Source organism: Curtobacterium oceanosedimentum (genome assembly GCF_020297365.1).
Lineage (GTDB): Bacteria > Actinomycetota > Actinomycetes > Actinomycetales > Microbacteriaceae > Curtobacterium.
Genome location: NZ_JAIXIG010000015.1, coordinates 26,124 through 39,174, shown reverse-complemented (window position 1 = coordinate 39,174; position 13,051 = coordinate 26,124). Strand labels below are relative to the sequence as shown.

The following is a 13,051-nucleotide window of genomic DNA, read 5'->3' as shown; positions in this document are numbered from 1 at the left end:
CGCGTCCTCCGAACAGGAGGCGCGGGCGTCGTCGTCCCCGCCGCTCGCGCGGTCGCACTGCGGTCCACACCCTGGAGGCAGTCCGGCAGGCGCGTCACGGACCGTCACACCGAACCGATGTCGGCCTCCGCGGGTACTCTCGTGCGGAGTCGGGCTACCTCCGAACAGAAGGGCACCCATGATCGAGTTCCGCTCGGTGCGCAAGACCTACCCGGACGGTACGACCGCGGTCGAGGAGTTCGATCTGGTCATCCCTTCCCGCACCACCACCGTCTTCGTCGGCTCCAGCGGCTGCGGCAAGACGACGCTGCTCCGGATGATCAACCGCATGGTCGATCCCACCTCCGGCTCGGTCGAGATCGATGGCTCGGACGTCGCCGGGGTGAACCCCGTGGAGCTCCGTCGCAGCATCGGCTACGTCATGCAGAACTCCGGGCTGCTGCCGCACCGCAAGGTCGTCGACAACATCGCGACCGTCCCGCTCCTCACCGGGGTCTCCAAGGCCGACGCGCGGCAGCGTGCCCTCGAGCTGATGGACACCGTCGGGCTCGACCGCGGCTTCGCCGACCGGTACCCCGCGCAGCTCTCCGGTGGGCAGCAGCAGCGCGTCGGCGTCGCCCGCGGTCTGGCCGTCGACCCGAACATCCTGCTCATGGACGAGCCGTTCGGTGCCGTCGACCCCCTGGTCCGCAACGACCTGCAGGAGGAACTCATCCGGCTGCAGCGCGAGCTCGGCAAGACCGTCGTCTTCGTCACGCACGACATCGACGAGGCGTTCAAGCTCGGCGACCAGGTCGTCATCCTCAAGAAGGGCGGCGAGATCGCCCAGCAGGGGACCCCGGCCCAGATCCTGGCCGAACCCGCCGACGAGTTCGTCGCGAACTTCATCGGGGTCGGCCGCGGGCGCCGTGCCCTCCGCGTGGAGCAGACCCCGACCGGCCCGGTCGTGGTCGACGGCGAGGGACGCGCAGCCGGCGTCCTGACCGGACCGGTCACGGTCGTCGACGCAGCAGCCGCGGTACCGCAGTCCGGTACCGGTGCAGCAGAGGCCGGAGCGCCTGACCGCGCTCCGGGTGCTCCGGCGCAGGGTGGGGGCATCCGGTGAAGTGGGTCCTGTCGAACCTCGACACGATCGGGGACGACACGGTCTCGCACCTCGCGATCGCCATCCCGCCGATCATCATCGCGTTCGTGCTCTCGATCCCCATCGGCTGGCTCGTCGTGCGGCTGCAGCGCCCCGGTGGCTCGCGCCTGGCCGCGGGCGTCGGCAGCAGCATCGTCACCCTCGCCGGGCTCCTCTACGCGATCCCGTCGCTCGCGCTGTTCGTCGCGTTGCCCGGCATCATCGGCACGGGCCTGCAGGACCCGATCAACGTCGTCATCAGCCTGACGCTCTACGGCCTCGCGCTCATGGTGCGCTCCACCGTCGACGGCCTGACCTCGGTGGACGCCGCGACGAAGTCCGCCTCGACGGCGATGGGCTACTCGGCGGCGCAGCGGTTCTTCCGCGTCGAGCTCCCGCTCGCCGGCCCCGTGCTGCTGGCCGGCCTGCGGGTCGTCTCGGTGTCGACCATCTCGCTCACGACCGTCGGCGCGGTGCTCGGCATCCAGAGCCTCGGATCGCTGTTCACCGACGGCCTCGCCCGCGGGATCTTCGAGGAGATCCTCTCCGGCATCGTCATGGTGCTCGTGCTCGCGTTCGTCCTGGACGGCCTGCTCGTCCTGCTCGGTCGGATCGTCATGCCGTGGACGAAGCGTGAGCCCCGCGGTCGGCGTGCCTCGCGTCGGGTGCTCCAGCGCGCGGAGGTGGCCTCGTGATCATCGGTCAGGCGTTCGGGTGGGTCTTCGACCCCACGAACTACACGGGCTACAACGCCATCCCCGGTCGGCTCTGGGAGCACGTCTGGATCACGCTGCTCGCGGTGTTCCTCGCCTCGGTCATCGCGGTGCCGATCGGCTACGCCATCGGCCACACCCGTCGCGCGCGCGGCTTCTCGATCGCGGTCTCCGGCGGCATCCGTGCCCTGCCGACGCTCGGCGTGCTGTCGCTGTTCGGGCTGCTGCTCGGCATCGGGCTGCAGGCGCCGCTGCTCGCGCTCGTCGTCCTCGCGATCCCGTCAGTGCTCGCCGGCGCCTACTCGGGCATCGAGTCCGTCGAGCCGGTCACGGTCGACGCCGCGAAGGCGCAGGGGATGACCGGGTGGCAGGTGCTCTGGAAGGTCGAGATCCCGCTCGGGCTGCCGCTCCTGATCGGTGGCCTCCGCGCCGCGGTCCTGCAGGTCGTCGCCACGGCGACGCTCGCCGCCTACGTGGGCGCCGGTGGCCTCGGCGGTTACTTCTTCCTCGGTCTGAAGACCCAGGACTACGCCGAGATGCTCGGCGCCTCCATCCTCGTGATCGCCCTCGCGATCGCGTTCGAGATCGTGTTCGCCGTCCTGCAGCGGGCGGCGGTGCCGAAGGGCACCGCCGACCCGTCGGACCGGCGGCGCCAGGGGTCGCGCGAGCGGGCCCGCAATCCCATCCCGGAAGGAAATCCATCGTGATCACAGCAAAGATCCGTGCCGGCGCCGCAGCAGCGCTCGCATTGGGCGTCGCCGCAGCCCTGACCGGCTGCGCGTCGAGCGACCCGCTCGACGACGGCGCCAGCGCGTCCTCCGACTCGAAGACGATCGTCGTCGGCTCGCAGCAGTACTACTCGAACGAGATCATCGCCGAGCTGTACGCCCAGGCGCTCGAGGCCAAGGGCTTCGACGTCGAGCGCAACTTCAACATCGGGCAGCGCGAGGTCTACGTCCCGCAGCTCGAGAAGGGCAAGATCGACGTCATGCCCGAGTACAGCGGCAACCTGCTGCAGTACTTCGACAAGGACTCGGACGCCAAGACCGCCGACGAGATCGACGAGGGCCTCGAGCAGGCGCTGCCGGACGGCCTCCGCGTCCTCGACGAGGCCGAGGCGACCGACCAGGACAGCTACACCGTCACCAAGGAGTTCTCCGAGGACAACGACGTCACCAGCCTGGCCGACCTCAAGGACGTCGAGGAGAAGCTGACGGTCGGAGCGAACTCCGAGTTCCAGACGCGCCCGTACGGGCCCGAGGGGCTCGACTCCGTGTACGGCGTGCAGGTCGGCTTCAAGTCGATCGAGGACTCGGGCGGTGCCCTGACGGTCAAGGCACTCAAGGACGACACGGTCCAGCTCGCCAACATCTACACGTCCGACCCGAGCATCAAGGCGAACGACTTCGTGTCGCTGGAGGACCCGGAGAACCTGATCCTGCCGCAGAACGTCATCCCCGTGGTGTCGGACAAGGTGGACGAGCAGGCCGCCGACGCGATCGACGCGGTGAACGAGAAGCTCACGGCGGACGCGCTCATCGACCTCAACACGAAGAGCACGGTCGACAAGGAGAAGGCGTCGCAGATCGCCGAGGAGTTCCTGAAGGACGAGGGCCTCGTCTCGTAGTCACACCCCTTCCACACGACAGGCGTCGGGCATCTGCCCGGCGCCTGTCGTCGTTCCCGGCCCGTCCGCGCAGCACATCCGTGCCGCACGGTTGTGCCGTGCACGGGGTCTGCACGTTCGTGCACAGATCGGTTCTACACGTTGTCGAACGCTGTCCGGAAGCGCTACCGTGGAGGAGTCCCGAGGCTGTGACACCTGAAGTATCCGATCCACAGGAAGCTACTGACGTGCACGAACAGCGCGCGGCGACCCGGCTGGGGAACGCCGCATGAACGACCTCCTCGATCCCCTCCTGCTGTCGCGGTGGCAGTTCGGTCTCACGACCATCTACCACTTCCTCTTCGTTCCGCTGACGATCGGCATGGCCGCGGTCGTGGCCGTGTTCCAGACCGCCTGGTACCGGACCGGTCGCGCGCACTACCTGCAGCTGACGCGGTTCTTCGGGCGGATCTTCCTGATCAACTTCGCGATGGGCGTCGTCACCGGCATCGTGCAGGAGTTCCAGTTCGGCATGAACTGGTCGAACTACTCGCGCTTCGTGGGCGACGTCTTCGGAGCGCCGCTCGCGCTCGAGGGCATCCTCGCGTTCTTCTTCGAGGCGGCGTTCATCGGCGTCTGGATCTTCGGCTGGGACCGCCTGCCGAAGGGCCTGCACCTGGCGAGCATCTGGTGTGTCAGCGCCGGCACGATCATGTCGGCGTACTTCATCATCGCCGCGAACGCGTTCATGCAGAACCCGGTCGGCTTCGCGATGAACGAGGCCAAGGGGCGCGCGGAACTGACCGACATCTGGGCGGTGCTCGGCAACAAGGTCGCCCTGGCGGCGTTCCCGCACACGCTCTTCGCCTGCTTCATGGTCGCCGCGGCGGTCATCATCGCCGTCGCCGCGTACCACCTGGCCCGGAACCAGAACCTCGAGACGATGATGCCGGCGCTGAAGTTCGGCATGTGGACCATGCTGGCGGCCGGCGCGCTCACCGTCCTGACGGGCGACCAGCTCGGTCTCACCATGGTCGAGACGCAGCCGATGAAGATGGCGGCGGCCGAGGCGCTCTACAACACCGCGACCGGCAAGGACGCCTCGTTCTCGATCTTCACGCTCGGCACCCCGGACGGCGTGCACGAACTGTTCTCGATCCGGGTGCCGTACCTGCTGTCCTTCCTGTCGACGCACACCTTCAACGGCACCGTCGAGGGCATCAACGACCTGCAGGCGCAGTACACCGGGGTCTACGGCCCCGGCGACTACAAGCCGATCATCTGGGTCACCTACTGGTCGTTCCGCTGGATGATCGCCCTGGGGATCGGTGCGGTCCTGGTCTCGGTGGTCGGGCTCTGGCTGACCCGCAAGGGCCGGTTCCCCACGCAGCGCTGGGTCTGGCGCGTCGCCACCTGGACCGTGCCGCTGCCGATGGCCGCGATGATCGTCGGCTGGATCTTCACCGAGATGGGCCGCCAGCCGTGGCTCGTGTTCGGTCTGCTCCGGACGGAGGACGGCGTCTCGCCCAACGTGACCGGGCTCGAGGTGCTCATCTCGCTGCTGGTCTTCACCCTGATCTACGGCGCCCTGGCGGTCGTCGAGTTCAAGCTCATCAAGAAGGTCGCCCAGGAGGGCCCCGCCGACCCGGCAGAGGTCGACGAGGAGACCGGCGAGGTCAAGCACGAAGTGACCGTGTACTGAAATGGATGCTGTCTGATGGATCTCCCCGTCCTCTGGTTCGCGATCGTCGGCGTGTTCTTCGTCGGCTACTTCGTCCTCGACGGATTCGACTTCGGTGTCGGGATGTCCCTGCCGTTCCTCGGCAAGGACGACACCGACCGTCGGGTCCTGATCAACACCATCGGCCCGGTCTGGGACCTCAACGAGACGTGGGTCATCGTCGCCGGTGCCTGCCTGTTCGCGGCCTTCCCGGAGTGGTACGCGACGATGTTCTCCGGCTTCTACCTGGCCCTGCTGCTCATCCTGGCCGCGCTCATCGCCCGCGGGGTGTCGTTCGAGTACCGGCACCAGAACAAGCACCTCGAGTGGAAGCGCCGCTTCGACCTGATGATCGTCGTCGGCAGCGCCGTCCCCGCGTTCCTGTGGGGCGTCGCGTTCGGCAACGTCGTCCGGGGCATCCCGATGGACGCCGACCACAACTACACCGGCACGCTGTTCGACCTGCTCAACCCGTTCGCGCTGCTGACCGGCGCTGCGACGCTGCTGGTGTTCTTCACCCACGGGGTCGTGTTCGTCGCGCTCAAGACCGACGGTGAGATGCGTCAGCGGGCCATGCGGCTGGCGACGCGGGCCGGGATCGTGACCGTCGTGGTCGGCGCGGCGTTCCTGGTGTCCATGGCGTTCGTCCGCGCCACCCCGGCGTCGCTCGTGCTCTCCGTCGTCGCGGCGCTCGCGCTCGTGCTCGCCGTGCTCTGCAACGCCTGGGGCCGGGAAGGGCGCGCGTTCACGCTGATGGCCCTCACCATCGCCGCGGTCGTCCTGGCGATGTTCACGGCGATCTTCCCGGACGTCATGCCCGCCTCGAACGAACCGGCGAACAGCCTGAACGTGTACAACGCCTCGTCCGGCTCGTACACGCTCACCGTGATGAGCTGGGTGGCGCTGATCTTCGTGCCGCTGGTCTTCGCGTACCAGGCGTGGACCTACTGGGTGTTCCGCAAGCGCGTCTCCCGCGCCCAGATCACCGCGGCCGCGCACTAGGCGGCCGACGGTGAAGCCCCTCGACCCCCGACTCCTGCGACTGTCCCGGACGGCGCGCGGCTTCATCGTCGCCGCCGCCGGCACCGGGCTGCTGCGGACGATCGCGACCATCGGGATCGCGTGGGGGATCGCCGCTGCGGTCACCCTCGGGGTCGACGCGGTCGGGGACGGCTCGGTCCCGGTCGCCTTCGGGCAGTCACTGGCGTTCCTCGGCGGCGCCTTCGCACTGCGCGCCGTCGCGGCCTGGGCGACCGACGACCTGGCAGCGCGTGCCGCGGCGACGGTGAAGAGCGAACTCCGGACCGCGGTGCTCGCCCGCGCCGCCGAGCGTGGCCCGTCGTGGCTCGCCGGCCGGTCGAGCGCCGGGTTCGCGACGACGCTCGGGCCGGGGCTCGACGCGCTCGACGCCTACTTCGGCCGGTACCTGCCGCAGCTCGCGTTGACCGCGATCGCGACACCGGCGCTCCTGGTCGCGATCGCGCTGGGCGACCTGACGAGCGGGCTGATCATCCTGTTCGCCCTGCCGGTGATCCCGGTGTTCATGATCCTGATCGGGCTGGCGACGCAGGCCCTGCAACGGAAGCAGGCGGACGCACTCGCGAAGCTCGGCGGTGCGTTCCTCGAGGCCGTCGAGGGGCTCGCCACGCTCAAGGTGTTCGGACGCGCGCGCCGCCAGGTCGGTCGCATCGGCACCGTCACCGACGAGTACCGACGGGGGACGCTCGGCGTGCTCCGGCTGTCCTTCGTCAGCGGGTTCGCACTCGAGCTCGCGGCGAGCCTGTCCGTGGCGCTCGTCGCCGTGTCGATCGGCATCCGCCTGGTCGACGGGTCGCTGGGACTCGGCGCGGCGATGTTCGTGCTCGTCCTCGCCCCCGAGGCGTTCGCTCCGATCCGCCAGGTCGGCGCCGACTTCCACGCCGCACAGGACGGCGTCGAGGCATCGGGTGCGGTGCTCGACGTCCTGTCCGACGCCGACACCGACGCCGCCGGTCCCGCGTCGGCCGCGGCCACCGTGCCCGCAGCGACCGCCCTGACCGTGCGGGGCCTGACCGTCCGACGGCCCGACGTCGTGATCGGTCCGTTCGACCTGCACGCCGGACCGGGCACGGTCGTGGTGCTCGCCGGGCCGAGTGGCTCGGGCAAGTCGAGCATCATCGCGGCGGTCCGGGGTGTGCTGGCCAGCGAGGGGGACGTGCTCCTCCCCGGCGCCGCCGGCACCACCCCCGCCGAACGGATCGCCTGGGCGGACCAGCGACCGCGACTCGTCCGCGGGACCGTCGCCGAGAACGTCGCGCTCAGCCCCACCCCCGACGACGCCGACGTCCGGACCGCGCTGCGCGACGCCGGGCTGCCGCTGGAGCCGGACCTCGAGGTCGGCGCCGGTGGCAGCGGCCTGTCCGGCGGGCAGGCGCAGCGCGTCGCCGTCGCGCGGGCCCTGTACCGGGCCCGGCGCGCGCAGACCCCGCTCGTGCTCCTGGACGAGCCGACCTCCGCGCTCGACGCCGAGGCCGAGGCCCGCGTCGTCGCGACGATCCGCGGACTCGCCGACGACGGCGCCGTCGTCGTGGTCGCCAGCCACCGACCGGCGGTCGTCGCCGCCGCGGACGTCCGTGTCGACGTCGCCCCGGACGGATCCGTCACCGTGCGACCGGGGGTGCGCGCATGAGCCGCCGGACGGCGGTCGGTCGGGAGGCCCGTGGTGCGTCCGTCCTGCGGCTCGCCATGCCGCACGGGGCCGGTTGGGCGAAGGCGGTGGCGGCCGGGTCGCTCAGCGCCCTCTGCGCGGTGGCGCTGCTCGCGGCGAGCGGGTACCTCATCACCCGGGCCGCCGAGCACCCGCCGATCCTCTACCTCACCCTCGTGATGGTCGGCGTGCGGGCGTTCGCGCTCGGGCGTGCGGTGCTGCGGTACGTCGACCGACTGGCCGGACACGACGCGTCGTTCCGGCAACTCGCCGTGGTGCGCACGGAGATGTACCGACGGCTCGCATCGGTCGCGCCCGCGGGGCTCGGGCGCACCGGGCGCGGCGACCTGATGACACGACTCGTCACGGACACCGACCGGCTGCAGGACCTGCCGATCCGGGTCGTGGGCCCGCTCGTGTCCGCGGTCGTTGCCGCCGTGCTGTCCGTGGTCGCGGTCGCCCTGGTGTCGGTGCCGGCGGCGCTCGTGCTGGTCCTCGCACTCGCGGTCGCGGCCCTGGTCGGATCGGTCGCCACGACGGCGATCGCGGAGCGCTCCGAGCGCGAGACCGCGGCCGACCGGGGTCGGGTGGCCGACCTGGTGCTCGACACGGTCCGGACGCTGGACGTCTTCGCCGCCTACGGCACCCTGCAGGGACGGCTCGCCCACATCGCGCGGCTCGACGCCGGGGTCACCCGGGCCGTGCGACGCCGGGGTGCGGTGGAGTCCCTCGTGGGTGCCCTCGTCGGGCTCGTCGGCGGCGGTGCCGTCATCGGCGTGCTGGCCGTCGCCGCCCCCGCGGTGGTGTCCGGTGCGCTGCGCGGTCCGCTCTGGGCCCTCGCGGTCTTCGTGCCGCTCGCGCTGTTCGAGGTCGTCGGCAGCGTGCCGCTCGCCGTCCTCACGTTCCGCCGGGTGCGGGCCGCCGCGGACCGCGTGGAGGAGATCGTGCCGACCGAGGTCCCCGCGGGGATCGTCGCCGAGCCCGACGAGGACGCGGACCCCGCCGCGCTCGTGGTCGACGGTCCGGTGACGGTCGCCGTGCGCGACCTGACGGTGCGCTGGCCGGGGGCCGACCGTCCGGCGGTCGACGGCGTCTCCTTCGACCTGCACCCGGGCGAGGTCGTCGTGCTCGCCGGACCGAGCGGCGCGGGGAAGAGCACGCTCGTCGACGCGCTCGTCCGGTTCGTCGACCACCGGGGCTCGTACACGCTCGACGGCGTCGAGGCCCGGACCATGCACCCCGACGCCGTGCGCGCCCGGATCGGACTCATCGAGCAGGACCCGTTCGTGTTCGACCAGTCCGTGCGCCAGAACCTGCTGTTCGCGCGCGACACGGCGACCGACGCCGAACTGCTCGCCGTGCTCGACCGCGTCGGACTCGGCGACTGGGTCGGGCGGCGCGGTGGGCTCGACGCCCCCGTGGGGGAGCGTGGCGCCCTGGTCTCCGGCGGGCAGGCGCACCGCCTGGCCCTCGCCCGTGCGCTGCTGCACGCGTTCCCGGTGCTCGTGCTCGACGAACCGACCGCCGACGTCGATCCGGACCTCGGTGCGGCGGTGCTCCGCGACCTCGTCACCACCGCCCGCGCCGCCGGGCGCACCGTCGTGATCGTGTCGCACGTGCCGGTCGCACCGGACCTGGTCGACCGCACCCTGCGGATGCGGGACGGACGCCTGCTCGCAGGGTGAGCCGACAGGCGGACGCGGGGCGGGCCTCCCGGCTTGTATCGTTGAGGACCGTGACCACCGAGCAGCACGCCGAGGACCCGAACGCCTACGACTTCCGTCGTATCCAGGACAAGTGGCAGCCCCGCTGGGAGGAGCTCGGGCTCTTCACCACGGACCTCGACGACACGCGTCCGCGCAAGTACATCCTCGAGATGTTCCCGTACCCGTCCGGCGACCTGCACATGGGGCACGCCGAGAACTGGGCGCTCGGCGACTTCGTCGCGCGTTACTGGCGCCAGCAGGGCTTCAACGTGCTGCACCCGATCGGCTGGGACTCCTTCGGGCTGCCCGCCGAGAACGCGGCGATCAAGCGCGGGGTCGACCCGAAGGAGTGGACGTACGCGAACATCGAGCAGCAGAAGGCGTCGTTCAAGCGCTACGCGCCGTCGTTCGACTGGACCACCGAGATCCACACGTCCGACCCCGAGTACTACAAGTGGAACCAGTGGCTGTTCCTGAAGATGTACGAGAAGGGCCTGGCGTACCGGAAGGACAGCTGGGTCAACTGGGACCCGGTGGACCAGACGGTGCTCGCGAACGAGCAGGTCCTGCCCGACGGCACCTCGGACCGCTCCGGCGCCGTCGTCGTCAAGAAGAAGCTGACGCAGTGGTACTTCGCGATCACGAAGTACGCCGACCGGCTGCTCGACGACCTCAACCAGCTCGAGGGCCGGTGGCCCGCCAAGGTCATCGCGCAGCAGCGCAACTGGATCGGCCGCTCCGTCGGCGCTGACGTCGACTTCGTCATCGAGGGCCGCGACGAGCCCGTCACGGTCTTCACCACGCGCCCGGACACGATCCACGGCGTGACGTTCCTGGTGGTCGCGCCGGACTCCGACCTGGCGAGCGAACTGGTCGCATCGGCGCCCGACGACGTGCGTGCTGCGTTCACGGACTACCTGACCGCGACGCAGAAGACCTCCGAGATCGACCGGCAGAACGCCGACCGCCCGAAGACGGGCGTGCCGCTGGGCCGTTCCGCGATCCACCCGCTGACCGGTGAGCGCCTGCCGATCTGGGCCGCCGACTACGTCCTCGCCGACTACGGTCACGGTGCGGTCATGGCCGTCCCCGCGCACGACCAGCGCGACCTCGACTTCGCCCGGGCGTTCGACCTGCCCGTGAAGGTCGTCGTCGACACGAACGCCGCCGTGACCGGGGCGATCCCGGTCATCCCCGAGGGTGCGACACTCGACGACTTCGACGTGCCGACCCTCGACCCGGTGGCCACCGGCGAGGCGCTGACCGGCCAGGGTCGGATGATCAACTCCGGTCCGCTCGACGGCATGTCGAAGCAGCACGCCATCACGGCGGCGATCGCCCTGCTCGAGGAGCGCGGCACCGGCCGTGCGGCCAAGACCTACCGTCTGCGCGACTGGCTCATCTCGCGCCAGCGCTTCTGGGGCACCCCGATCCCGATCATCCACGGCGCCGACGGCACGGAGCACCCGGTGCCGCTCGACGAGCTGCCGGTGCGACTGCCGGACACCGAGGGGCTCGACCTCAAGCCGAAGGGTACCTCGCCGCTCGGCGGTGCGACCGACTGGGTGAACGTCCCGAACCCGGTCGACGGCACCCCGGCGCTCCGCGACACCGACACGATGGACACCTTCGTCGACTCGTCGTGGTACTTCCTGCGCTTCCTGTCGGCGCAGGACGACACGCAGGCGTTCGACCCCGCAGCTGCGCGCCGCTGGGCGCCGGTCGACCAGTACATCGGTGGCATCGAGCACGCGATCCTGCACCTGCTCTACGCCCGCTTCGTCACCAAGGTGCTGTTCGACCTGGGCTACCTCGACTTCACCGAGCCGTTCTCGGCGCTGCTCAACCAGGGCATGGTGCTGTCCGGCGGGTCGAAGATGTCGAAGTCGAAGGGCGGCGTCTCGCTCGGTGACGAGCTCGACGCCAACGGTGTCGACGCCATCCGCCTGGTGATGGGCTTCGCCGGCCCGCCGGAGGACGACATCAACTGGGAGGATGTCTCGCCGTCCGCCTCGGCTCGGTTCCTGGCCCGTGCGTACCGCCTGGCGCTCGACGTCACGTCGTCGCGGGACGCCGTGTGGGCCGACGGTGACCGGGCGCTCCGTCAGGTCACCCACCGGTTCCTGGCCGACGCCCCCGGGATGATGGAGTCGTTCAAGTTCAACGTCGTGATCGCGCGGCTGATGGACCTGGTGAACGTCACCCGCAAGGCGATCGACAGCGGCCCCGGTGCCGGTGACCCCGCCGTCCGCGAAGCCGTCGAGACCATCGCGCTCGGGCTGGCCGTGTTCGCGCCGTACACCGGCGAGGAGATGTGGGAGAAGCTGGGCTACGAGGCCACCGTCGCCACGTACGGCTGGCGGAAGGCCGACCCGACGCTGCTCGTGCAGGAGATCCTGACGGCCGTCGTGCAGGTCAACGGCAAGGTGCGGGACTCGTTCGAGGTGTCGAAGTCGATCGAGGCGGACGAGCTCGAGCAGCTCGCACGGTCGTCGGCGAACGTGCAGCGGTACATCGGTGACCGCGAGATCGTGAAGGTGATCGTGCGGGCGCCGAAGCTCGTCAACATCGCGATCAAGGGGTAGCGGCCGCCGTCGCGAGCGGCGTCTGCTGGCGCCGTCGCCCACGACGTCTGCTGGCGCCGTCGCCCGCGACGTCCCTCCACAGCAGGGGCGGTCGCGGCGACCGTCCACGGGCGTGACCCTCGGAGCCCGGCGGACCGGCCGGGCTCCGTAGCGTTCCGGGCATGTCGTCGCCGTCGTCTCCCGGACCGTGGTGGTCCCGTCTCGCGTTGTCGCCGCGGGCTGCCGTGGTGCTGGCCGCTGCCGCGGTCGTGATCGCCGTCGTGGTGGTCCTGGCCGGCGCGCTGGCCGCGGGTGGCGGGGGCGCGGGCGGTGTGGTGGTCCGTGGTGCCCCGACCGCCGGGCCGGGTGGTGCGACGGGTACGCCGTCCCCGACTGCCGGTGCCGGCGCTCCGTCGACCCCGGGTGGCGGCGGCGGTCCCGACGCGGGGCGCGTGGTGGTGCACGTGCTCGGGGCGGTGCGACGCGGGGGCGTGGTCGAACTCCCGGCGGCGACCCGCGTGGGTGACGCGATCGAACGGGCCGGCGGAGCCACCGACGACGCCGACCTCGACCGGCTCAACCTGGCCCGGGTCCTGACGGACGGCGAGCGGCTGTACGTGCCGCGGGTGGGGCAGCAGGACGTGCCCGAGGCGCTCGGCCCGGTCACCGGGGGCGCCGCCGCCGGGTCTCCGGACGCGTCCGTGGTCGACGGCGGCGCTGCCGGTTCCGGGACTCCGGCCGTCGTCGACCTGAACACCGCCGACCAGGCCGCGCTCGAGAGCCTGCCCGGTATCGGCCCGGGGCTGGCCGGTCGGATCATCGCGTGGCGTGACGAGCACGGTCGGTTCGCCGCGGTCGAGGACCTGCTCGACGTCAGCGGGATCGGCGACGGGCGGCTCGCCGAGCTGCGCGACCGGGTTCGGGTCTGAGGGG

At 71.0% G+C, this 13,051-nt stretch carries 10 protein-coding genes; all 10 read left to right on the top strand.

What is annotated here, in order from left to right:
* Positions 1-178: 178 nt before the first annotated feature.
* The 10 genes from LEL83_RS08590 (at position 179) to LEL83_RS08545 (ending at position 13,047) form a co-directional block, all read left to right on the top strand.
* Positions 179-1,105: an ABC transporter ATP-binding protein gene (locus LEL83_RS08590; RefSeq protein WP_198658311.1), complete on the top strand. Its 927-nt coding sequence runs from the start codon at positions 179-181 to the stop codon at positions 1,103-1,105.
* Positions 1,102-1,818 (top strand): ABC transporter permease, encoded by a 717-nt coding sequence (locus LEL83_RS08585; RefSeq protein WP_225558495.1) that lies wholly within the window; start codon positions 1,102-1,104, stop codon positions 1,816-1,818. The genes LEL83_RS08590 and LEL83_RS08585 overlap by 4 nt, the downstream gene beginning before the upstream one ends.
* Complete coding sequence (locus LEL83_RS08580; RefSeq protein ID WP_225558494.1) at positions 1,815-2,543, top strand: ABC transporter permease; 729 nt, start codon at positions 1,815-1,817, stop codon at positions 2,541-2,543. Before LEL83_RS08585 ends, LEL83_RS08580 begins: the two co-directional genes overlap by 4 nt.
* A complete protein-coding gene (locus LEL83_RS08575; RefSeq protein WP_225558493.1) occupies positions 2,540-3,463 on the top strand; it encodes an ABC transporter substrate-binding protein in 924 nt (307 codons plus the stop codon). The genes LEL83_RS08580 and LEL83_RS08575 overlap by 4 nt, the downstream gene beginning before the upstream one ends.
* Before the next feature lie 268 nt (positions 3,464-3,731).
* Positions 3,732-5,144 (top strand): cytochrome ubiquinol oxidase subunit I, encoded by a 1,413-nt coding sequence (locus LEL83_RS08570; RefSeq protein WP_225558492.1) that lies wholly within the window; start codon positions 3,732-3,734, stop codon positions 5,142-5,144.
* A gap of 15 nt (positions 5,145-5,159) precedes the next feature.
* Positions 5,160-6,164, top strand: a complete 1,005-nt coding sequence (gene cydB, locus LEL83_RS08565; RefSeq protein ID WP_225558491.1) for a cytochrome d ubiquinol oxidase subunit II — start codon at positions 5,160-5,162, stop codon at positions 6,162-6,164.
* A 10-nt stretch (positions 6,165-6,174) separates the two neighbouring features.
* Positions 6,175-7,830, top strand: coding sequence for a thiol reductant ABC exporter subunit CydD (cydD, locus tag LEL83_RS08560; protein WP_225558490.1), 1,656 nt, complete (start codon positions 6,175-6,177; stop codon positions 7,828-7,830).
* Positions 7,827-9,533, top strand: a complete 1,707-nt coding sequence (cydC, locus tag LEL83_RS08555) for a thiol reductant ABC exporter subunit CydC (RefSeq protein ID WP_225558489.1) — start codon at positions 7,827-7,829, stop codon at positions 9,531-9,533. The genes cydD and cydC overlap by 4 nt, the downstream gene beginning before the upstream one ends.
* Before the next feature lie 50 nt (positions 9,534-9,583).
* Positions 9,584-12,139: a leucine--tRNA ligase gene (gene leuS, locus LEL83_RS08550; protein ID WP_225558488.1), complete on the top strand. Its 2,556-nt coding sequence runs from the start codon at positions 9,584-9,586 to the stop codon at positions 12,137-12,139.
* A gap of 161 nt (positions 12,140-12,300) precedes the next feature.
* On the top strand, positions 12,301-13,047 hold the full coding sequence (locus tag LEL83_RS08545; protein ID WP_225558487.1) for a ComEA family DNA-binding protein: 747 nt from the start codon (positions 12,301-12,303) through the stop codon (positions 13,045-13,047).
* Positions 13,048-13,051: the final 4 nt, after the last annotated feature.

Excerpts from the sequence above, each read along its gene's own strand:
- cydC (WP_225558489.1), top strand. The coding sequence starts at position 7,827 with ATGAGCCGCCGGACGGCGGTCGGTCGGGAGGCCCGTGGTGCGTCCGTC.
- cydB (WP_225558491.1), top strand. The coding sequence starts at position 5,160 with ATGGATCTCCCCGTCCTCTGGTTCGCGATCGTCGGCGTGTTCTTCGTC.
- LEL83_RS08545 (WP_225558487.1), top strand. The coding sequence starts at position 12,301 with ATGTCGTCGCCGTCGTCTCCCGGACCGTGGTGGTCCCGTCTCGCGTTG.
- LEL83_RS08570 (WP_225558492.1), top strand. The coding sequence starts at position 3,732 with ATGAACGACCTCCTCGATCCCCTCCTGCTGTCGCGGTGGCAGTTCGGT.
- LEL83_RS08590 (WP_198658311.1), top strand. The coding sequence starts at position 179 with ATGATCGAGTTCCGCTCGGTGCGCAAGACCTACCCGGACGGTACGACC.